Annotated in this window: 19 protein-coding genes; 16 read left to right on the forward strand and 3 right to left on the reverse strand. The window is 53.5% G+C overall.

Annotated features, from left to right (window positions below):
* Positions 1-211 precede the first annotated feature (211 nt).
* The 16 genes from ABIB44_RS13020 to ABIB44_RS13095 all read left to right on the forward strand — a co-directional run bounded on the left by ABIB44_RS13020 (position 212) and on the right by ABIB44_RS13095 (position 17,628).
* Complete coding sequence (locus tag ABIB44_RS13020) at positions 212-1,549, forward strand: UDP-glucose dehydrogenase family protein (RefSeq protein WP_354585073.1); 1,338 nt, start codon at positions 212-214, stop codon at positions 1,547-1,549.
* 130 nt (positions 1,550-1,679) lie between these two features.
* Complete coding sequence (locus tag ABIB44_RS13025) at positions 1,680-2,678, forward strand: UDP-glucuronic acid decarboxylase family protein (protein WP_354585074.1); 999 nt, start codon at positions 1,680-1,682, stop codon at positions 2,676-2,678.
* A gap of 464 nt (positions 2,679-3,142) precedes the next feature.
* Positions 3,143-3,553, forward strand: a complete 411-nt coding sequence (locus tag ABIB44_RS13030; RefSeq protein ID WP_354585075.1) for a sugar 3,4-ketoisomerase — start codon at positions 3,143-3,145, stop codon at positions 3,551-3,553.
* Positions 3,535-4,494 carry a GNAT family protein gene (locus ABIB44_RS13035; protein ID WP_354585076.1) on the forward strand — a complete coding sequence of 320 codons (960 nt, stop codon included), beginning with the start codon at positions 3,535-3,537 and terminating at the stop codon, positions 4,492-4,494. Before ABIB44_RS13030 ends, ABIB44_RS13035 begins: the two co-directional genes overlap by 19 nt.
* Before the next feature lie 9 nt (positions 4,495-4,503).
* Positions 4,504-5,607, forward strand: coding sequence for a DegT/DnrJ/EryC1/StrS family aminotransferase (locus tag ABIB44_RS13040; protein ID WP_354585077.1), 1,104 nt, complete (start codon positions 4,504-4,506; stop codon positions 5,605-5,607).
* A 29-nt stretch (positions 5,608-5,636) separates the two neighbouring features.
* Positions 5,637-6,566: a glycosyltransferase family 2 protein gene (locus ABIB44_RS13045; RefSeq protein WP_354585078.1), complete on the forward strand. Its 930-nt coding sequence runs from the start codon at positions 5,637-5,639 to the stop codon at positions 6,564-6,566.
* Positions 6,567-6,960: 394 nt separating this feature from the next.
* On the forward strand, positions 6,961-8,667 hold the full coding sequence (locus ABIB44_RS13050; protein ID WP_354585079.1) for an ABC transporter ATP-binding protein: 1,707 nt from the start codon (positions 6,961-6,963) through the stop codon (positions 8,665-8,667).
* Between the two features lie 59 nt (positions 8,668-8,726).
* A complete protein-coding gene (locus ABIB44_RS13055) occupies positions 8,727-9,809 on the forward strand; it encodes a DegT/DnrJ/EryC1/StrS family aminotransferase (RefSeq protein ID WP_354585080.1) in 1,083 nt (360 codons plus the stop codon).
* 11 nt (positions 9,810-9,820) lie between these two features.
* Positions 9,821-10,657 (forward strand): WbqC family protein, encoded by an 837-nt coding sequence (locus ABIB44_RS13060; protein WP_354585081.1) that lies wholly within the window; start codon positions 9,821-9,823, stop codon positions 10,655-10,657.
* A gap of 59 nt (positions 10,658-10,716) precedes the next feature.
* Entirely contained in the window at positions 10,717-11,667 is a 951-nt protein-coding gene (locus tag ABIB44_RS13065; protein ID WP_354585082.1) for an aspartate aminotransferase family protein, read from the forward strand.
* Between the two features lie 48 nt (positions 11,668-11,715).
* The gene (locus ABIB44_RS13070; protein WP_354585083.1) at positions 11,716-12,285 is read left to right on the forward strand and encodes a GNAT family N-acetyltransferase; all 570 of its coding nucleotides are present in this window, start codon (positions 11,716-11,718) and stop codon (positions 12,283-12,285) included.
* 10 nt (positions 12,286-12,295) lie between these two features.
* Entirely contained in the window at positions 12,296-13,210 is a 915-nt protein-coding gene (locus ABIB44_RS13075) for a glycosyltransferase (protein ID WP_354585084.1), read from the forward strand.
* A gap of 103 nt (positions 13,211-13,313) precedes the next feature.
* On the forward strand, positions 13,314-14,288 hold the full coding sequence (locus ABIB44_RS13080; RefSeq protein ID WP_354585085.1) for a glycosyltransferase family 2 protein: 975 nt from the start codon (positions 13,314-13,316) through the stop codon (positions 14,286-14,288).
* A gap of 259 nt (positions 14,289-14,547) precedes the next feature.
* Entirely contained in the window at positions 14,548-15,528 is a 981-nt protein-coding gene (locus tag ABIB44_RS13085) for a glycosyltransferase family 2 protein (protein ID WP_354585086.1), read from the forward strand.
* A 22-nt stretch (positions 15,529-15,550) separates the two neighbouring features.
* The gene (locus ABIB44_RS13090) at positions 15,551-16,552 is read left to right on the forward strand and encodes a glycosyltransferase family 2 protein (protein ID WP_354585087.1); all 1,002 of its coding nucleotides are present in this window, start codon (positions 15,551-15,553) and stop codon (positions 16,550-16,552) included.
* A gap of 200 nt (positions 16,553-16,752) precedes the next feature.
* The gene (locus ABIB44_RS13095) at positions 16,753-17,628 is read left to right on the forward strand and encodes a CgeB family protein (protein WP_354585088.1); all 876 of its coding nucleotides are present in this window, start codon (positions 16,753-16,755) and stop codon (positions 17,626-17,628) included.
* Between the two features lie 297 nt (positions 17,629-17,925).
* On the opposite strand, the gene ABIB44_RS13100 is transcribed toward ABIB44_RS13095, so the two are convergent.
* Genes ABIB44_RS13100 through ABIB44_RS13110 form a run of 3 tightly spaced genes read right to left on the reverse strand, consistent with a single transcriptional unit; the run spans position 17,926 to position 19,797 of the window.
* Positions 17,926-18,825, reverse strand: a complete 900-nt coding sequence (locus ABIB44_RS13100; RefSeq protein WP_354585089.1) for an IS3 family transposase — start codon at positions 18,823-18,825, stop codon at positions 17,926-17,928.
* Positions 18,822-19,130, reverse strand: a complete 309-nt coding sequence (locus ABIB44_RS13105) for a transposase (RefSeq protein ID WP_354585090.1) — start codon at positions 19,128-19,130, stop codon at positions 18,822-18,824. Before ABIB44_RS13105 ends, ABIB44_RS13100 begins: the two co-directional genes overlap by 4 nt.
* Positions 19,090-19,797, reverse strand: a complete 708-nt coding sequence (locus tag ABIB44_RS13110) for an IS5 family transposase (RefSeq protein ID WP_354585091.1) — start codon at positions 19,795-19,797, stop codon at positions 19,090-19,092. The genes ABIB44_RS13105 and ABIB44_RS13110 overlap by 41 nt, the downstream gene beginning before the upstream one ends.
* Positions 19,798-20,823 lie beyond the last annotated feature (1,026 nt).

Raw genomic sequence — 20,823 nt, forward strand, 5'->3', positions numbered from 1 at the left:
GTTGTATATAAAGTCGCCGAAATTAATTAAAACGTCATGCTGAGCTTGTCGAAGCATCTCTACCGCTTCGTTAAGCCGTCGCCTACGAAGCGGTAGAGATGCTTCGACAAGCTCAGCATGACCGCTCTCTTGACTTTCTAAACAGCTTAACAAGTTTTTAATGCCAGATTTTAATTTTTAATTTTTAATTCATAATTTTTAATTTTTCAGAATGAAAATCGCAGTAGTAGGTACCGGTTACGTCGGTCTGGTTACCGGAACGTGCTTTGCCGAGGTTGGCATCGACGTGACGTGCATCGACATCGACCAGAAAAAAATCGACAATCTGCACCAAGGTATTTTGCCGATTTACGAGCCGGGCCTCGAAGAGATGGTGACCCGCAATGTGGAGAAAGGCCGCCTGCACTTCTCCACCAACCTAGGCGAGGCCATTAAGGACTGCGATGTGGCCTTCATCGCGGTAGGCACCCCGCCCGGCGAGGATGGCTCAGCCGACCTGAAATACGTGCTGGCCGTAGCGCGCGGCATTGGCGAACACATGAGCAGCTACGGTGTGATTGTGACCAAAAGCACCGTGCCTGTGGGTACGGCTGCCAAAGTGCGCGCCGAAATTGAAAAAGCCCTGGCCAAGCGCGGCGAAAGCATCGATTTTGACGTAGCTTCCAACCCCGAATTCCTGAAGGAAGGCGCGGCCATCGACGATTTTCTGAAGCCCGACCGTATTGTGGTGGGTATTTCGTCGGAGCGCGCCGAGGAGGTGATGACCAAGCTCTACAAGCCCTTTTTGCTGAACGGTCACCCGATTATCTTCATGGATATCCCGTCGGCGGAGATGACGAAATACGCGGCTAATTCGATGCTGGCCACTAAAATCAGCTTCATGAACGACATCGCCAACCTGTGCGAAATCATGGGGGCCGACGTGAATATGGTGCGGCGCGGCATTGGCTCCGATGCCCGTATTGGCACCAAGTTTATTTATCCCGGCATCGGTTACGGTGGCTCCTGCTTCCCGAAGGACGTGAAGGCGCTCATCAAAACCGCCCAGGAAAACGGCTACGACATGCAGGTACTGCGCGCCGTGGAAAGCGTGAACGAGGACCAGAAATCGGTGCTTTTCGACAAGGTGAGCAAGCACTTTGGCGGCGAGTTGAAGGGGCTTAAAATGGCCATCTGGGGCCTGTCCTTCAAGCCGAAGACTGACGACATGCGCGAAGCCCCCTCGCTGGTTATCATCGAAAAGCTGCTGGCGGCCGGCTGCACCGTGACGGCCTACGACCCCGTGGCTATGCCCGAAGCGAAACACACGCTCGGTGATTCCATCACCTATGCCAAAGATGAGTTCGACGCGCTGATTGACGCTGACGCCCTACTCATCGTGACGGAATGGCCCGAGTTCCGGGTGCCCAACTTTGCCGTAGTAAGCCGTCTGATGAAGCAGAAAGCTATTTTCGATGGTCGCAACATCTACGATGCCAAGGAGCTGAAGGAGCTGGGCTTCGTCTATCACTGTATTGGCATCAAAACCGACCATAAGGAGCCGGCTTAAGAATTAATCTGTCATCCTGAATGCAGTGAAGGACCTTATCACGACTGCTTTTTTCAGGATTCCCAACTAAACCTAGTAGCGCGGACGTGATAAGGTCCTTCGTTATGCTCAGGATGACAAGCAAAGCACTATGACTGACAATAACACCGATAAAAAGCGCGTCCTCATCACCGGCGGGGCCGGTTTTCTGGGCTCCCACCTCTGCGACCGGTTCCTGAAAGAGGGTTACCACGTCATCGCGATGGACAACCTGATTACGGGTTCGCTCCAGAACATTGAGCACTTGTTTGGGCGGCCCGATTTCGAGTTTCACCAGTCCGACGTGAGCAAGTTCGTATTCGTGCCCGGCAAGCTGGACTACATCCTGCATTTCGCCTCGCCGGCCTCGCCGATTGACTACCTCAAGATTCCGATTCAGACCCTGAAGGTAGGCTCGCTCGGCACCCACAACCTGCTGGGCTTAGCCCGGGTGAAAGGGGCCCGCATGCTCATCGCCAGCACCTCGGAAGTGTACGGCGACCCCGAAGTTCACCCCCAAGTGGAGGAGTATTTTGGCAACGTGAACCCCGTAGGGCCCCGCGGCTGCTACGACGAAGCCAAGCGCTTCCAGGAGGCCATTACGATGGCCTACCATACTCACCACGGCCTGGAAACGCGCATCATCCGCATCTTCAACACCTACGGCCCGCGCATGCGCCTCAATGACGGCCGCGTGCTGCCCGCTTTCCTCTCGCAGGCCCTGCGCGGCGAGAACCTGACGGTGTTTGGCGACGGCTCGCAGACCCGCTCATTCTGCTACGTTGACGACCTCGTGGAAGGCATTTACCGCCTCTTGCTCAGCGACTACGCCTTGCCCGTGAACATCGGCAATCCTGACGAAATCACCATCAAGGAGTTCGGCGAAGAAATCGCCCGCCTCACCGGCGTCGAGTTCAAGCCCACTTTTCAGGCGCTGCCCGAAAACGACCCGATGAAGCGCCGTCCGGACATTACCAAGGCGAAAGAAATCCTGGGCTGGGAGCCTAAGGTGGACCGCGCCGAAGGGCTACGCCGCACATTGGAGTACTTCAAAGAGCACGTGAGTGAGGTGATGGCCAATAAGGCAGACAATATGCCACGTAGCTTTTGAAGCAGGGCGTTAGCTTGGTTAGGTTCAAAAAAGGTCATCTTGCTTCATAGGGTACTGCTATCAATAAAGCAGGTTGGTGGTGACTGCTTTGCTGCCGGCACAGATACGGGCGGGACTTTCTTCAGCCCCGGTGCAGTTATCATAATGCTATTTTAGCACTCCAACAGTATTGAGAGATTTATTTGCTGCTACCAGCGCTTGGTGTGGTGCAAAATAAGGAGAACTACGTACCGTTGCGTGGTTCCCCTTATTTTGCACGCTGGGAGCAGTGATTCCGAAGCTGCTTAGAAAGCCAATTAGCTGATATATCGTCTCGCCATTGGATGATAACGGCAGTTCCCGTCCAATGACGAGACGCGAATATGCTTATCCACGCTGTCTAGGCTACTTTCTAAACAGCTTCACCAGGATGGCAGCAGCGCTTAAGCTATGTGGAGTGCCGCCGTACGTAATTGCTGCTGTCTATGAATAAACCGCACCTTATTCAACTGCCCAAGCTGGGAGACCCTGCTATTGGCTACATCTCCGTAATTGAACAGCAGGAGGCGATTCCGTTCGAAATCAAGCGTATTTTCTGGACGTACTACACGCCAGAAAGCATTGTGCGCGGCCGGCACGCGCATCACAAAACCGAGCAGGTAATTATTGCCGCCGCCGGCCGCATTCTCGCCACCACGGAGTTGGCCAACGGCGAAATTCAGCTGTTCCGGCTGGAGGACCCGCATGTGGGGCTGTACGTACCTCCCTGCGCCTGGCACACGATGCAGTATTCGCACTCGGCCGTGCAACTGGTGCTGGCCTCGCAGCCCTACGACGAGGCAGATTACATCCGGGACCACGAAGAATTCAAGCAACAATGGAAAACCCCGGCCTGAACCCGCTGGTAATGGCCCGGGCCGAAGCGCTGGTCTACTACTCGCCCTATTATTTTTTGCGGCAGCTGTCCGATGAGCGGCAGCAGGAACTATTCGGTACGGGGGCGGCTACCCGGTGGGGGCAGGGCGCGGGAGAAATTACGCTCCCTGGCGAGTCTTCGGCGGTAACGGCAGAAGTTCACTGGCTGCTGCGGCGGCTGGCGTGGGATTCGGACTATTTCGGGACGCCGACTTATTGGCTGTTCACCGGGCTCTTTGCGGCCCACACGACGGCCGCCGAGCTGGTGCGGGCTGCCGAAGGGCTCCGGCAGCAACTGGCCGCCCGAGGTGTGTTCTACGCCTTCAGCGTAGTGCCGGCCGAAGACGTGGCCCTGCTGCAGGCACTGACCGGCACCGGCTGGCGGCTGGTTGAAACCCGCCTCACGTACTACCGCGACCAGCTGGCTGCCTTCGACTACCCACTGCACCCGGTGCGGCTGGCCACTGCGGCCGAGGCTCCGATGCTGGGAGATGTGGCGGCTCGCGCCCGCAACCCCTACGACCGGTTTCATGCTGACCCCTGGTTTGGAGCGGCCCGGGCCGATGCCTACTTAGCCCGCTACGCCGAAAACGCCGTGGCCTCCGGCCTGGCCGATGCCGTGCTGGTGCCCGACCTGCCCGGGCAGGTGCCAGACTCCTTCCTGGCCATCAGCGACCTAGTGGCTGATGCGCGCGCCCTTGGAGTAGGGCTGTCGCGGGTGCTGCTGACGGCGGTGGGGCCTGCCAACCGCGGCTGGCACGTGAAGCTGCTAGGCGAAACCGTGCGCCGTGCCCAGGCCGCTGGCCACGAAGCCGTGCTGATGACTACTCAGGCCACCAACCACGCCGTATTCCGTTCGTGCGAGAAGCTGGGTTTCCGGCTGGGTAGCACCAGCCACGTATTGGCCTGCCACAGCAGTTAACTTTGCGGTATGAAAGTGCCTTTCCTGTCCTTCGAGCCGCAGCATGCACCGTTGCGCGAGGCTATGATGGCGGCCTTTGCCCGGGTGTACGATTCGCACTGGTACGTGCTGGGGCAGGAGGTGGAGCAGTTTGAGCAGGAATACGCGGCTTTCAACCAGGTGGCCCACGTTGTGGGGGTCGCCAACGGCCTCGATGCGCTGGTGCTGGCACTGCGCGCCCTGCGAATCGGACCCGGCGATGAAGTCATAGTGCCATCGAACACCTACATTGCTACCTGGCTGGCCGTGACGCAGGTAGGGGCCACGCCCGTGCCCATAGAGCCCGACCCAGCAACCAGCAACCTCGACCCCACCCGCATCGAAGCGGCTATTACGACCCGTACGCGGGCTATCGTGCCGGTGCACCTTTACGGGCAGGCCTGCCGCATGACGGAAATAATGGCCATCGCGTCCCAAAATGGCCTGTATGTGTTGGAAGATAACGCTCAGGCGCAGGGGGCGACCTTTGCCGGTCAGCTAACGGGCAGCTTCGGGCAGGTGAGCGGCACCAGCTTCTACCCCGGTAAAAACCTGGGAGCCTTCGGCGACGCCGGAGCTATCACGACCAACGATGCCAGGCTGGCCCACGCCGTGCGGGTACTGCGCAACTACGGCTCGCAGCAGAAGTATTACAACGAAGTAGTGGGCTATAACTCCCGCCTCGATGAGCTGCAGGCGGCCCTGCTGCGGGTAAAGCTGCCGCAACTGCCGGAGTGGACGCGCCAGCGCCGGCAGGTCGCAGCCTGGTACGACCAGCATTTGGCCGGCATTGCCGACCTGCGCCTGCCAATAGTAGCTGATGGGGCTACCCACGTGTACCACCTTTACGTGGTGCACACGCCGCAGCGTGCAGCCTTGCAGCAGCACCTTACAGCCCAGGGTATCGGTACGCTCATTCATTACCCGGTGCCGCCGCATCGGCAGCAGGCCTATCAGTCGTTGAACCTGCCCGCCGGGGCTTACCCTATTGCCGAAAAGCTGGCCGCCACCTGCCTGAGCCTGCCGATGTGGCCGGGCATGGATGAGACCCACGTAGCGGCCGTGGCTGATGCCATTCGGGCGTTTGCTGGCTAAATGCTGTTCCTTATTCTGCTCTGTTCCCTATGCCCAAGCTCTCCGTCATTATTCCCTGCTACTTCAACGAGGAAAATATTCCGGTAACGGCCCGCGAGCTAGTCGCGAACGAGGCTAATTTTCCGCCCGGAGTCACGTTCGAGTATGTGTTCGTGAACGACGGCTCCGGCGACGACACCTTGGGGGCGCTGCGCCAGGCGCAGGCCGCCTACCCTGGTCGCCTCCGCATCGTAGACTTGGCCGGCAACGTAGGCTCCTACAATGCTATCGTGGCGGGCATGGCCCATGCCACCGGCGACTGCTTAGCCGTCATCACCGCTGACCTGCAGGACCCCCCCGAACTGCTGGCCCAAATGTATGTCCACTGGCAGCATGGCTTCAGGCTGGTGCTGGGCAACCGGCAGAACCGGGAAGAAACTGGCCTGGCCCAGACCATGGCCCGGCTGTTTCACTGGCTGATGAAGCACTTGGCCCTGCGCAACATTCCCGACGGCGGCTTCGACTTCGTGTTCTTCGACCGGCAGGTGGCCACCGAAGTGCTGAAGCTGCACGAGCGTAATACCAACGTCTTCTATCTAATGGTGTGGCTGGGCTTTGCCTACGTGAGCATCCCCTACACCCGTCGCAAGCGGGAAATCGGCCGGTCGCGCTGGACGCTGAGCAAGAAAATAAAGCTGCTGGTCGATTCGCTGCTGGCTTTCTCGTTCGTGCCCATTCGGGCTATTTCGGTGCTGGGGCTGGGGCTGGGGCTCACCGCTCTGCTCTACGGCCTCTACGTCATCGGCTTGAAAATAACGCACCCCAACGAGCCCGCCGGCTGGACCACCCTCATGGTGGTGCTGCTCATCGTATCGGCCTTCCAGATGGTGGCCCTGGGTGTCATCGGCGAGTATGTATGGCGAGGGTTGGACGCGGCCCGGCAGCGGCCGCTATATGTAGTTCGGGAGGTGGTGGAGTAGATTGCGTTATTTTCTTGCCGCTCAAAAGTAGCTTATTGTCTCCAACCCTGCGGCCTATATTACCGGCCAGGTGCGCCACCGATAATGCTATCGCTCAGTCGATAGTATCTTACGGCTGGCTTATAAATGCGAAGTTAATTGCCCATACAGCCTGACAGGTAAGACACATTGGCTATCTTTGTGGGTCTGGCATTAGTCACGAAGGCTTTCACAAACGTATTCAGTTGGTGCCTCCGCAGACATTGCTTGACACTCTGAAGTCCGTCGTTTCGTGAGCAGGGTGCGTAGGCTTGTTAGCCAATGAGTTTTATAGGTTTAATCAATAATTGAAGCTAATACAAGTGATATGAAAGAAGGGGTCGTACTAAGGTCATTGAATAGTATAAGATTTTATTTGTCGCCTCAAGACAAACGAAAGGCTATTGGGATGTTCGTTCTATTGCTAGTTTCTTCTGTACTAGACGTTTTTGGCCTCGCCTCACTCGTTCCTGTTATTATGGCTGCTTCCCGGCCAGGCTCCATCTTAAAAAACGAATATTCGTTACAGGTATACAATGCTTTAGGATTTGCTTCGGAAAGAAATTTTCTGATTTTTCTGATTTTGAGCATCTTTGTATTTTTTATCGTAAAAAATATATTTTCAACTCTTATCAATTATCAGCAGGCAAAGTTCACAGCCCACATCGCCCTGAAGGTTATAGAACGGCAATTTCAGAAGCATATCAACCTGCCGTTCCTCCGTTTTAGCAGTGTGGGCTCATCTAATTTGATGAACAGTACTTTAAATGTTCCTAATGCATACGTGTTTGGCATCATCCGGCAATTATTCATCTTCTTTTCTGAACTGATAATTGTGGTTTTGGTAATAGTCGGTATGTTGTTATACCAGCCGGTTCTATTTCTAATTCTAGGGGCCGTCTTGACCCCGGCCATGTTTTTAATATACCGTGGGTTGCGGAATAAAGTGCAAGGATTAGGAGCCGTACTCTCCAGCCTGAGACCAATATCATTTAGTGCACTCTCAGAGTCATTCATAGGCTTCATCGAGTTAAGGCTAGCTGGTAGGCAAGCGAAGTTTATGCAGCGCTTGCTCAATAATGAGGAGAAAAGTCAGGCATTGGAGGCAGAGTCCTATCTCTATACGTTGATTCCCATGCGCATCATTGAAATGGTTTCTATCGCAGCGGTGGTTACCATTTTTCTTTATTCTTTATTGTTTTCGAATAATCCGGATGGGCTAATCACCATTATCGGCTTATTCGCTGCTTCTGCTTATCGGCTAATGCCATCCATTAATAGGCTGCTTACGGCGTTAGTGACCATGAAGCAGAATCAATACGTCGTGGATGACCTGCTAACAATGCGCGAATACCTGACCACGCCCCAGCCGGTGCAGAAAGCATTGATATTTGAAAAAACAATTTCGTTTGAGCACGTGTCATTTGCCTTCCCCGCCAGTGAGGATTTGGTGCTAAAGGATATATCCTTCAGCGTTAGCAAAGGTGAAAAAATAGGGTTTATTGGGAGTTCGGGGTCGGGCAAAACCACGCTAATGAACTTGCTGCTGCGCTTTTATACCGAGCGAATGGGCAATATTAATGTTGACGGAGTGCCGCTCTCGGAAGAGACGCTGGAATCTTGGTACAAGATTGTCGGCTACGTGAAACAAGATACGTTTCTGATGGAAGCCTCAATCCAAGATAACATCACTTTGCGAGACGAGCATCTGGACCCGGAGCGAATGCAATTCGCACTGGAGCAATCTTCTCTTACTGATTTCGTATCCAGCCTGCCGGAAGGATTGAACACGGCCATTGGTGAGCGGGGCTCTCGTTTATCTGGAGGCCAACGGCAACGTATTGGCATCGCGCGTGCCCTATACAAGCGAGCAGAAGTGCTGGTGCTGGATGAAGCGACCAGCGCCCTTGATAATGAAACCGAGCGAGAAGTTAGCGAAGCCATCAGCAAACTTTCGCACACAAACATTACCATCTTCATCATTGCGCACCGAATCACCACGCTGCAACAGTGCAACCGGATTTATGAATTGCGGGATGGAAAGATAGCATCTGAGCATCAGTATGAGGACTTGGTGCGCTAAATTTTGATTTATATACCCAGAAGCGCTGGTGTAAAGCGCATCAAAATCATTCTTCATTCATGAGTATCAACGTCACAAAAGCATACCTGCCGCCGCTTGCAGAATATGTGCATTACTTGGAAGGGATATGGGAACGTGGATGGTTGACGAACAACGGTCCACTAGTCCAACAACTCGAAGCAGATCTGAGCAGCGCGCTGAGCGGAGCACAAGTACAGTTTATGTCCAACGGCACCATTGCATTGCAGGTCGCCATTAAGGCGCTGGCCCTCACCGGTGAAATTATTACAACTCCTTTCTCTTACGTTGCAACCACCACGGCTATTTTATGGGAAGGATGCGAGCCGGTTTTTGTGGATATTGAGGAGCAGACGTTTTGCATTGATGCCACCAAGATTGAAGCTGCCATTACGCCGCGCACCTCGGCCATACTAGCTACGCATGTATATGGGTATCCGTGCGATGTACGGGCTATCGAAGATATTGCCCGCCGCCATCACTTGAAGGTGATTTATGATGGTGCTCACGCTTTTGGGGTAACGCTATCGGGCGGCCGTTCACTGCTGTCGTACGGCGACATTACAACATGCAGCTTCCACGCCACGAAGCTATTTCACACCAGCGAAGGCGGGGCCATTATCACAACCAACGAGGAGCTAGCGAAAAAAGTGTGGCTGTACAAGTCATTTGGGCACGTCGGCGATGAGTACTATTCTCTAGGTGTCAATGGCAAAAACTCTGAATTTCATGCCGCAATGGGTTTGTGCAACCTACCACGCGTGCCGGCATTTATTGACGCTCGTCGCCAACTGGCTGAACTGTATCATGCCGAGTTAGCTACCCTGCCCCTGCGTTATCCTATACCTCCTGAGGGCATCGGGTATAATTACGCATACTTTCCCGTCGTTTTTGAAAAGGATTCGACGATGCATCGGGTCAAAGACGCGCTGGCGGCAAACGGTATAAATACCAGACGCTACTTTTTTCCATCGCTCAACCAACTGCCGTATCATGTAGGTGCGGCCTGCCCGGTATCGGAGGACATCTCACTGCGGGTGTTGTGTTTACCTTTCTACCAGCAGCTGGAGCACAATGAGGTGCAACGCATCAGTAAATTGATTCGCGAGGCGCTTGCTGACTGATTCTGGGTTACATGGAAAACTGGGGCTTAAAGATTGCTTGTAGTCTCTCATTTACCCTGGCCCAAAGGAGCTGGGGCCTTGTAGCTAGCTTGTCTTCCCTTCTTATGCCTTTACAACAGACTTTGGTGCCGCCGGTTACGCGCACGGTTGCCATTATGCAACCGTATTTGTTTCCATATCTGGGCTATTTCCAGCTATTGATGGCCGCCGACCGTTTTATAGTTTACGACGACGTACAATTTATAAAGGGCGGGTGGATAAACAGAAATCGTCTTTTGGCTAATAGCCAGCCCCTTTTGTTCACCGTGCCCCTGGACGCACCTAGTCCTAACCGTAACATCAGCGACATTGCTCTCAGTCCTAATCCGCACTGGCGTCCGAAACTTCTGCAAACTGTAGCGCAGAGCTACCGGCGGGCGGCGCAATTCGAACAGGTTTTCCCGTTACTTGAACGCGTATTAACCCACCCGAAAGCTCAAACTATTGCCGATTTGGTGCGACTGAGCCTTCGCGAAGTAGTTGCATACCTCGGGCTTGCGGTCGAGATTGTCCCTACTTCCACACATTATGGCAACCAACACCTGCGCGCTCAGGACCGGGTGCTCGACATTTGCTCTATCGAAGAGGCCACAGATTATGTGAATGCCCAGGGCGGCCGTGCGTTGTATGACCAAGAAACGTTTGCTGCCAACGGTTTACAACTGCATTTTCTGCAGCCCGAGCTACGTCCTTACAAGCAGTTGGGCAAGGGCGAGTTCGTGCCCGGCCTGTCAATGATTGACGTGCTCATGAATAATTCAGTAGCTGAAACCAACGAAATGTTGCGAAATTATACACTTACAAAATAACGTGCTGTCCCGGAATGAATAGCTTGGCAATTTCTTTTCCAATCGGGGGGTTTTTTGAGTTGGAACTTCCTGTTGGCCCGGCCAAGCCCCATTCGCGGGCCTGGGCAGTTCTGACCAGCGGGCGGGCTTGTTTGGCCGTCATGCTCCAGGAGGTGCGTCCCCGCCGGGTCTGGCTGCCTTTCTTCATCTGTGATTCGGTATTGCATGCACTAGCGGAGGCAGGAGTGGAGGGCTGCTACTACGCATTGACCGAAGATTTAGAGTTGCAGGACCTGCCCGAACTGGCTGCTGATGAATGCTTGCTGTACGTAAATTATTTCGGGCTAAAAAGGGATTATGCTGCTACTTTGGCCCACTATTACGGGGCGAAATTATTGCTGGACCTGACTCAGGCATTTTTTCAGGAACCAGCTCCCGAGCAGTGGGGGTTCAATTCGGCCCGAAAGTTTTTTGGCGTTCCTGACGGGGCCTTTCTCTATCGCCCCAACAAGCGTCCTCCTTTAAGTCTGCCGGCTAATCAAGACATTAGCCTGACGCATCTAGTAGAGCGGAAAATGGGGCACCAAGCCGCGGCCTACGCCGCTTATAGCCAATACGAGGAACGGCTCAGCTATGCACCCCGTGAAATATCGCCTGTCAGTCGCAGCTGGCTCTCGTGGCTCGACTACGCAGAAATTGCTCGGCAGCGACAAGCTAACTTCCGGCTCTATCAAGAGATGCTACAGCCGCTGCTGCAAAGCGGTGCAGCGCAGGAATGGTTGCCGCCTGAAGAGGGCAGTGTTCCGTTCTGCTATCCGTTGCGGCTGCCCCAGCCGGTGATAGACCGTCGCCAGCTTTTTGAACAGCATATCTTTGTGCCTTGGCTATGGCCTGAGATGCGGCAGCGCCCCGGTGATTTTTCCCGGGAAAAGTCTTTCGTTGATGGCGTGTTGGCCCTGCCGCTTGACCACCGCTACGGTTTTCCCGAAATCGAACGAGTAGCACAGGCTGTCCGAGAATTGTTGACCTGAGCAGCGCTTGCCCAGCGTTTATTTTGTGTCATCCGTATCTGTCAAATAATGAATATTCTTGGTAAAAAAGTAATTCTTCGAGCCATTGATGAAGCAGATTTGCCCTTGCTCCACAAATGGGCAAACGACCCGGAAATCTGGAAGATGTTGGGGGGGTGGCATTTTCCCAGCTCGGTTGAATATCAGAAGAAATGGTTTGCCGGCCTCGGAGCCGACCGATTGAACCAGCGCTTTGCCATCGAAGTAGCCGAACTCGGGCTAATTGGGACGGCCAATCTGATTGACATCGACTGGAAAAATAACAATGCCTTTCACGGCATAATGCTTGGTGACAAGGTCATCAGGGGCAAGGGTTACGGCATTGATACCATTATGGCGGTAATGCGCTATTCCTTTGAGGAGTTGCATTTGGAGCGCCTTGATACCACGATTATTGAGTACAATGCTATTTCCTTAAGCATCTACCTCAACAAGTGCGGTTGGAAGCACGAAGGAACCCGCCGGAATTGGTACTTTCGCAACAACCGTTACTGGGACCGGATTGAAATCGGTGTTACGCGGGATGACTACTTTGAACTGATTGAGAAAAATAATTATTGGGAGGATGATAAAAGTTAGTGTATTCACGATGACTTACAATCACGAGAAATTCGTGCGGCAAGCCATCGAAGGTGTATTAGAGCAGAACTGTGAATTTCCCATCGAAATGATTATCGGAGATGACTGCTCTACGGACGATACCCGCCAAATTATTGCCGAGTATGCGGCCAGCCACCCGCACATCATCAGGCCCATCTACCACGAGAAAAACGTGGGCGCGGCGATAAACCAACGGGAGTGCATGGCTGCCTGCACCGGCGAGTTTGTGGCTGTGCTTGAAGGAGACGACTATTGGATAGACCCGGATAAGCTCCGCCTGCAAGTGGCTGCTCTAGAGTCACGTCCCGGCTATGCGCTCTGCATTCATGATGCGGAAACGTTCAACGACCACGACAACAGCAAGGAATGGACGTTTGGGGAAGAGTTTCCGCACATTCTGCCTGCGGCCGGTGGTGAGCCGCGTACTTTCACCCAACTGGATATTGCCCGCTACGGATGGTTCATTCCCACGGCTTCGATGCTGATGAGGGCAACGAGCATTCCAAGGCCGCTTCCTTTTTGGTTTGATGGCATTTACAGCGGGGACTACGCTTTGCAGCTATTGAGCACAAAACAGGGGCCTGCAATATACCTGCCACGGGTAATGGCGCGTTATCGCATCCACGCCCAGAGCAAGGGCACCACAATGGCGCAGTCAGAATCGAAGTTCAAGCGGCGCGTCTTCGAAGCCAAAATGTTTCGTCAGCACATGTTCAAGCCTCAGGACAGGAAGCACGCCGACATTTACCTGGCCATGCAGTACGAGGGCTATGCACGTTTCCTCGGAAGCCAAGGCCGGCGCTGGGAACAACTAAAGTTCCACACCTTAGCCCAGTGCTACAACTGGCAGCGCATTCCTCTTTACATCGAACGCCGTTTGCAGACCAAGGCAGCAAAAAACTGAGACTTCAGCAGCTTGTTGAAATGCATTCATTCTTACTATTGTTTTTGCCGGCACCATTGGGGCAGGTGCTTTTCCTCTCTCATAACCCTGCCTTTTGATGCCCATGCCAGCTACTGCCAAACTAGTTAGTGTTATAATACCAAGCTATAACTATAGCGCATACATTTCCGATGCTATTAATAGCATTTTGGAGCAAACGTACCCGCATTGGGAGGTTATCGTAGTCGATGATGGCTCGAAGGATAACACGGCGGAAGTAGTGGCCCGCTTCACTGCCCAGGATGCCCGCATCAAGTACCACCATCAGCAAAATCAGGGGTTGTCGGCTGCCCGCAATAAGGGCATCGCTTTAGCCCAGGGGGACTACCTACAGTTTCTCGACGCTGACGACTACATAAGCAAACGGAAGTTTGAACTCCAGGTTGGGCTGTTGGAACAAAACGCGGACGCCGCGCTGGTATACGCTGACACGTACATCTACACTCACTCCGACGACCCCGCCGCTCCCCGCAACTTCCGCAAGTTCGCGCTGACGATGCTACCCATTACCGGCCAAGGCACCGAACTCGTCCAGCATATGGCTATCGATAACATCTTTCTAGTGGGTAGCCCTTTATTTAAGCGCAGCATGGCATTAGCCGCTGGCCCATTCGACCAGACACTGTTTTCGCTCGAAGATTGGCATTTCTGGTACCGCGCTGCGCTGCAGAACCACAAGTTCTTGTACGATAACCGGGAAGGAACCGAATTCTTTGTGCGCACCCATGGCAGTAATATGTCAGGCAACCGCTATAAGATGTGGAAATATAAAATTCAAGCCAGGCAGTCGTTGATTAATATCATGGAGGATATGGTTCGGAGCTGCACAGGTAGTGGACTGGACTTAAAGCCGGTATTGGGCAAACAAAAAGGCTTTTTGTATGAGGAGCTGACGCGCTTTAACCTGCTGTATGAGAGCTGGAGCGCTGGCCTTACCAATCATTTTCGCTATATCACCCAAGTCGACAAGCCCATGCACATTTGGTACGACAGTGCCTACTGGATTAAGGAACGGCTATTAAGGCGTAATAAAAAGTAAGTTAGAACCAAGCGATAAAGGGGGGGGGGATTCGCTTCTGTAACTTGGCAAAACGTCTTTTCGACCCGGGTAAAAGCTGTTTTTAAGTGAAATAAAGCAGCGAAATGGTGCAATAAAATACCGAAGTTTAGACCACTGCTGAAAGTAGCAGCGCACCGCCTTTAATCCTCATGCTTGGAGCAGGCCCTTGCTTCTCATTTGCCTACCTGCGGGCAATTGGATGGGGGTGTTTCACTGGCTGCAACCAACTTTGAAAGTCATGAAAACGCCTACAGTTTCGGTTTTGATTCCTGCCTATAACGCGGCTGCTTACATCGAGCAAACACTCGACTCTGTTCTGGCGCAGACTTGGCCCAATATAGAGGTTATCGTAGTAGACGATGGCTCGCAGGACGAAACGCTGGCAAAAGCGCTCCGTTATGCTGGCGGCAAGGTGCAAATCGTGTCGCAAGCCAACAGTGGAGCCAGCGCAGCTCGCAATCGCGCTTTCGCACTGGCTACAGGCGAGTACATTCAATACCTTGATGCTGATGACCTATTGCAACACAATAAAATAGCGGTGCAGATGGAATGCTTCCGCCTCCGGACGGGCACAAAACTGTCTTCTTCGGCTTGGGCCATGTTCTACGATAAACCGAGCGATGCCGCCTTTACGCCAACTGTTTTATGGCGCGATTACTCCGACCCAGTGCAGTGGCTGGTGGCGGCTTGGGAAAACGGGGTTTGGATGCAGCCTTCTGCTTGGCTTACTCATCGGTCGCTAATAGAAGCTGCGGGACCTTGGAACGAACAATTGTCGTTGCATGATGACGGCGAGTTTTTTAGTCGGGTATTGCTGCAAAGCTCGGAAATTGTATTCTGTGCTGAAGCTATATCGTATTACCGAAAAGGCATAGCGGACTCATTGAGTAGCATTCGAAGTGCTAACGCGACCGAGTCACACTTGGCTGTGTGTCGTGCCTATGAAGTTCATCTGCTAGCCTACCGTGATGAGGACGCAACCCGGCGGGCTTGTGCTAATAACTACCAGCGACTTATATACGAGTATTATCCTAACCACTACGAAATAAGGAAATTGGCTGCGGCCCGCATTCAGGCCTTAGGTGGTAGCACTGCTAGCCCGCACATGACGCCTCTATTCAGTGAAATGAGTAAGTTGCTGGGTTGGAAGCTAACCAAAAGGATGCAGAACTTTGTGTACAAGCACAAGTTAAACCCGGCAGCTTGGAAAGCTAAATAGTAATTCGCATAACATTATTTGAATGTGTAAAGTAACCATAGTTCTGCCCGTTTACAACGTCGCTCCACATATTCATGCTACTATTGAAAGCCTGTTGCTGCAGACCTTCAAAAATTTCGAATTATTGGTGTTAGACGACTGTTCAACCGATAACACGGTGGAGATAGTCCGTTCTTTCGTTGACCCACGGATAAAGTTGATTGTGAATCCGAGCAATCTAGGTCGTGCCGGTACCGATAATGCGGCACTGGAGTACGTACAAGGCGAATACATTGCCAAGATGGACGGTGACGATATTTGCCACCCCGAGCGGCTCGCACGTCAGGTAGCTTACCTTGAGCAGCATCCAGAGGTAAACGTCGTAGGTAGTTTCATGCAGAACTTTGGTGCGAGCAATTACTTGAATCGTTACCCCGCCAAGCCAGTTGATACCCAGGTTCTTACTTTATTTACTTTGCCAACCGGCAATCCTTCCGCAATGTTGCGCGCGAGCTTATTTAAGCAAAACGGACTGCGCTACGACCCCACATTGCGACAAACGGAAGACTATGATTTCTGCATGCGGTATATTCGAGAATTGCAAATAGCCACTTTACAGGAACCTCTGATTCAGTACCGCGTGCCACCTAATAGCCAGAAGAAAAATATTCTCAGCGAGCGGGCTACTGTATCGGATGTAGTTCGGGAAAAGTTTCTACAAGACTGGCAGCTGTCTTATTCCGCACGTGAGCTCATGGTATACAACAGCATTGCGATGCTGAAAAATACACTACAAGAAATTTCGCTCACAGAGGTAGAAATGTGGTTGCAAAAAATAGTGCGTCATAATGAGAAAAAAAACATTTTTGACGACTTGGCATTAAAACGTGGCTTGGGCGAACGATGGTTTGAGGTGTGCTACATGCACAAGCAGTCCCGGCTAAACAGCATTCGCAGTTTCTACCGCAGTTCATTTGCCGATTATTCGTCCGTAAGACTGGGGAAAAAAGCCAAGCTTTGGGCCCAAATGCTGCTCCGTTTCTGATTAAACCCGGTATCTTTGAATAAAATTTCACATATCGTGCCCACTAAAAATCCTTTGTCGCTCATTCTAAATTTTGGATTTAGAGGCGTACTATGGGTTTATAAAGGCATTTAAACGCGACGTTAGTTTACTAATTGTATGCAGCCACAACGTCCGACAATAATTGTTAATAGTTTTTTGAAAAAAGCAAATAATATTTTATGAATAGAATTTTATCAAATCTTCCTTTAGATAAAATAGCATCTTTTCGCGAAAGCGGTTACGCTGAAAGCCTCGCTAATTATATTTTGCAAGGGCTGGGAGAAGATTGGGACTTTTACTTATACTTTGAACTGAGCCGGTGGAAGGGCGACGACTTACAAGTAGAGGTCAGCCCCCGAAAAAAACTAGTGCTTTGCATCGGTGACGAGTCGGAACGTACTAATTATTCATTTGCTGACCAAGTTGATGTCATTTTCCGTACTTATCTGCCCGTTAATCAACGTGGTAAAGTTTTCCACCTACCGGTAGGGCCAAGCAAGCACTTTGCTCCAGGAGAGGTAATTCCCGTTTTGAAGCGAAAGCATAACGTGTTTTTCTCAGGTAATCTACACAGTGGTCGGGCTGCATTATACCGCGTCTTGGCCGGTGTTCCTTTAATACCATTTGCTCTTCTGCATCGTTTACGTGGGTTATTTGGCGAACAATTTGACAACGCTTTTCCGGCATCAATCATTCGCTTTAGCAATGGTTTTCATAACGGCATTCCACTCGGCGACTATGCGCAGCTTCTAGGTGATAGCAAGATTGTGCTATGTCCGGCAGGTATAGAAAACCCGGAATCGATGCGGCATTTTGAAGCAGCAAGTCTTGGATGTATTATCATTACCACTACCTTACCAGACGTAGTAATTTACCGCAACGCGCCATTTATTGTGCTGTCTTCCTGGCGCGAACTGAAGCAAACAGTCGAACGGTTGCTTCGAGAACCAAACCGTATGGCGGAATTGCACCTGAAAACGCTTGATTGGTGGCGTTCTATGGCCAGCCCTCAATCCGTTGCTAACCATATATTGGGACATTTGGACAAAATGTAGCGAATTTGACTAATGTGAGTAAATATCTGCTAAGAAATATTGCGGTAGTTCAAATTAGGGTAATTATTCGGTGGCGGTCTGATGCTGGATGAATTTTGCACTGGGCCTATGGCAAGCGTTTAGAGCCTGTTAAAATTTGCGGATTAGGTGTCGGATGCTGGATAAATAGACCGTTGCTTCGGCAATGCTGGTTTCGCATTCGTAGTCGCGGCTCAAGCGGCGGTCCCATTGCAACCAGCTGATGGAGCGCTCAACGACTCAGCGTGTGGGCACGGGGGCAAAGTTGAGGTGGTCTAGTTACGCTAGACAGTTTAGAGCGTTGAGTTGAAGAAGCTGTTGGTGAGCGTGATAGGGCGCCTGGTAGTCGATACTGGAGTGCAGCCGCTCGTGATTGTAGTAGTCAAAATAGTCGGCGACGCTGCGCTGGGCCTCGGCCAGGTCGGCAAAAACGGGCCGCTCGCGGACTTCCAGGACCTCCGTTTTGAGACGTGACCAGAGGCTTTCGGCCAGCGCATTATCGTAGCAGTCCCCGCGGCGACTCTGCGAGCGCAGGGCCTGGTGGTCGTGCAGCAGTTGCCGGTAGGCCTTACCGCAGTACTGACCGCCGCGGTCGGAGTGCACGAGCAGGCCCGGCGCGGGCGGCTGGGCCCAAAACGCGCGCTGTAAGGCCCTGGTCACCAATTCTTCGGGCATCGTCGCCCCGACTTGCCAGCCCACGACCTGCTTGCTGGCCATATCCTGAAAAGCACACAGGTAGGCCCAATCACCGTTGGCCAGGGGCAGATACGTGATATCCGGGACCCAAACCCGGTTGGCCCGGGTGGGTTTGGGCTGGTCCAGCAGCCGGTTCGGCGCGCAGCGCAGGCCGTGGGTGGAGTCGGTGGTGCGCGGGGTAAAGGCCTTGGGCTGCAGCGCACGCAGGCCCCGGCGGCGCATGGCTGTGCGCAGGCGTTGGCGCCCTACCCGGTACCCCTTTTTGCGCAGCGCGACTTGCAGGCGGCGCGTGCCATAGCAGCGCTTGTGCACCCCGAAGACCTTGACCAGGGCCGTTTCCCAGGCCGGTTCTGGCGCAGCGACGGCCGGCTGTTGCGCGTGGTGCCAGGCATAGTAGCCGCTGGCTGGCACGGCTACTACTTGGCAGAGCAGCCGCACGGGGTAGTGGTCCCGCTGCTCGTCGATGAAGCGGTAGCGGCTCATAGGTCGTCGGTCTGCGAGAAGATGGCGATGGCTTTTTTTAAAATGGCCAGTTCCTGCGCCTGCCGCCGGGACAAGGCCCGCAGCTGGCGCAACTCGGCAGCGGTAGCCAGGTCCAAATCGGCCCCGCGCGCCGCCGCGACGGGCGTCAGGGCTTCTTTCTGCCACTTGTAGAGCAGTTTAGGGCTGATATTGAGGGCGCGGGCCGCGGCCTGGGTCGAGCGGCTCTCGCCCGCCAGACGCAGAGCTTCGGCGCGGAAGGGGGCGTCATAACGACGACGTTTGGTGGGTTGGGGGCTGTCTTTCATGACATTCGAAAGATAAGACCCTATTCTGTCCACATTTACCCGACCACCTCAACCCACCGCTACCCGTGAGCCCAGGGGCCGTTTCCAAGCGCCAGCCGCAGTGCTCCCGGGTCCACTGGGCCAGGGGCTGGCCGTCGTAGCCGGCATCGGCCAATACGAGGTCAAGTCGCTCAAATCCCTGCTGGGCCAGCTTTTTTAGGGCTTCCTTGCCACCAACCCGGTCGTTTTCGTGGGCCGGCCCGACATGAGCAGCCAGCAGCAAGCCGCCGGTATCCACGAGGAGTTGGCGCTTGCGGCCCTGGATTTTTTTGTGGCCGTCAAAGCCTTTGTCCCGTACGCCTCGCTCGCTGCATTTGATGGATTGGGCGTCGAGCACGGCCACGCTCGGACTCGCTTGCCGCGACGGGGCCGCGCGCTGGCGGTGGCGGCGCACCAGGGCCTGATTGAGCCGGGCCCAGCGCCCGTCGGCCTGCCAGCGGCGGAAATAGTAGTAGACTAGCGGGAAGGGCGGAAACTCGTGCGGCAGCAGCCGCCACTGGCAACCGCTCTTGGTCAGGTAAAGTAAGGTATTGATAATCAGGCGCAGCGAATGCTTGCGGCGGCGTATGTCGGGAAATATTTCTTGGATAACTTGCCACTGGAAATCAGTCAGGTCCGTTTCGTACATCTTTGGTCGGATGAAAAAAGACGGTAATCTGGCTGGTTTCTTTTTGTCTAACAGTTACTTGTGAATTTTAACAGGCTCTTAACGTGCTGGTACCAAATGCGGCAATGAACAGATTGTTCGTAGCGGGCACAGTGGCAGGCATGCCCGCTATTAATGCCAAGCCTGCGAACAATCAGGCCCGCATTGTGCTTGCGGCAGCTGAGCGGACTGCCCGCTATGCCTAAGCCGAGAAGCTACTGGCTGAGCGTAACTCGCAACGAAGCCATTGTGCGCGTGACTGGCGTAGCCCACATGGCTAATTCAGTGAAAAAAGCATAGTAAGCACACCTGCCCTTGCCCTTTTGTTGGCCGACAAAAGCGCAACGCAAGGGGGGGGAGGCGTTTGAGTTGGACGAAATTTGATGTGGGCCAACGACGGCATAAAGGGTGGCTATGGCTGGCCGTGGAATGGGCCAGTCGGCGCATAAAGGCTGGTATTTTAGGCCGGCGTGTCACGGTCTACCGTCCCTGGCAGGCACTGTCTGCGGTACTCTCAACGCCGGTTACAATGAGCGGTTAACGTAGCTCGATTCTGACCCCGAAAGGTACCTCTCGCCATTACACGGCCGAATTAAAAGCCGAGGGGCGCTGGCCACGCCCACGGAGCGCCGGCCGCTGGCCGTCTTAGCGGCCCAATGGAAAATTCACCGCCCAAAAAACGGTAGGGCTCCGTCAGTAACCCAACAACAGGCTCTGGTCTTGCAAGTCGCTCTCGGCAGGTTAGCTACCAGTTGCTGGGCATTGCGCGCAACAGTTTCTACTATCATCCTCGCGAAGAAACCGCCTACAATCCTGCACTCATGATTCTGCTCGATGCGCGGTTTGCCGGCTACGGCCTCAAAGGGTGCTAGGCCTACGCGACCACCTACGCCCAGATTGCTATCTTTTTACAAAGGGGCTTAGGAAGCAAACCGGTTTACAGGGGCAGTTGACGAAGTAATTTAAGGAGCAATTTATAGAGGTCCTCGTAGCGATGATTGAAGCGAA

Source organism: Hymenobacter sp. UYCo722, assembly GCF_040547115.1.
Taxonomy (GTDB): domain Bacteria; phylum Bacteroidota; class Bacteroidia; order Cytophagales; family Hymenobacteraceae; genus Hymenobacter.

What these genes read in the sequence shown, in the direction of transcription:
- ABIB44_RS13095 (WP_354585088.1), top strand. Translation starts at nt 16,753, where the DNA reads ATGAATAGAATTTTATCAAATCTTCCTTTAGATAAAATAGCATCTTTT.
- ABIB44_RS13105 (WP_354585090.1), bottom strand. Translation starts at nt 19,130, where the DNA reads ATGAAAGACAGCCCCCAACCCACCAAACGTCGTCGTTATGACGCCCCC.
- ABIB44_RS13040 (WP_354585077.1), top strand. Translation starts at nt 4,504, where the DNA reads ATGAAAGTGCCTTTCCTGTCCTTCGAGCCGCAGCATGCACCGTTGCGC.
- ABIB44_RS13075 (WP_354585084.1), top strand. Translation starts at nt 12,296, where the DNA reads ATGACTTACAATCACGAGAAATTCGTGCGGCAAGCCATCGAAGGTGTA.
- ABIB44_RS13110 (WP_354585091.1), bottom strand. Translation starts at nt 19,797, where the DNA reads ATGTACGAAACGGACCTGACTGATTTCCAGTGGCAAGTTATCCAAGAA.
- ABIB44_RS13070 (WP_354585083.1), top strand. Translation starts at nt 11,716, where the DNA reads ATGAATATTCTTGGTAAAAAAGTAATTCTTCGAGCCATTGATGAAGCA.
- ABIB44_RS13055 (WP_354585080.1), top strand. Translation starts at nt 8,727, where the DNA reads ATGAGTATCAACGTCACAAAAGCATACCTGCCGCCGCTTGCAGAATAT.
- ABIB44_RS13090 (WP_354585087.1), top strand. Translation starts at nt 15,551, where the DNA reads ATGTGTAAAGTAACCATAGTTCTGCCCGTTTACAACGTCGCTCCACAT.
- ABIB44_RS13025 (WP_354585074.1), top strand. Translation starts at nt 1,680, where the DNA reads ATGACTGACAATAACACCGATAAAAAGCGCGTCCTCATCACCGGCGGG.
- ABIB44_RS13020 (WP_354585073.1), top strand. Translation starts at nt 212, where the DNA reads ATGAAAATCGCAGTAGTAGGTACCGGTTACGTCGGTCTGGTTACCGGA.
- ABIB44_RS13060 (WP_354585081.1), top strand. Translation starts at nt 9,821, where the DNA reads ATGGAAAACTGGGGCTTAAAGATTGCTTGTAGTCTCTCATTTACCCTG.
- ABIB44_RS13035 (WP_354585076.1), top strand. Translation starts at nt 3,535, where the DNA reads ATGGAAAACCCCGGCCTGAACCCGCTGGTAATGGCCCGGGCCGAAGCG.
- ABIB44_RS13100 (WP_354585089.1), bottom strand. Translation starts at nt 18,825, where the DNA reads ATGAGCCGCTACCGCTTCATCGACGAGCAGCGGGACCACTACCCCGTG.
- ABIB44_RS13030 (WP_354585075.1), top strand. Translation starts at nt 3,143, where the DNA reads ATGAATAAACCGCACCTTATTCAACTGCCCAAGCTGGGAGACCCTGCT.
- ABIB44_RS13045 (WP_354585078.1), top strand. Translation starts at nt 5,637, where the DNA reads ATGCCCAAGCTCTCCGTCATTATTCCCTGCTACTTCAACGAGGAAAAT.
- ABIB44_RS13080 (WP_354585085.1), top strand. Translation starts at nt 13,314, where the DNA reads ATGCCAGCTACTGCCAAACTAGTTAGTGTTATAATACCAAGCTATAAC.
- ABIB44_RS13085 (WP_354585086.1), top strand. Translation starts at nt 14,548, where the DNA reads ATGAAAACGCCTACAGTTTCGGTTTTGATTCCTGCCTATAACGCGGCT.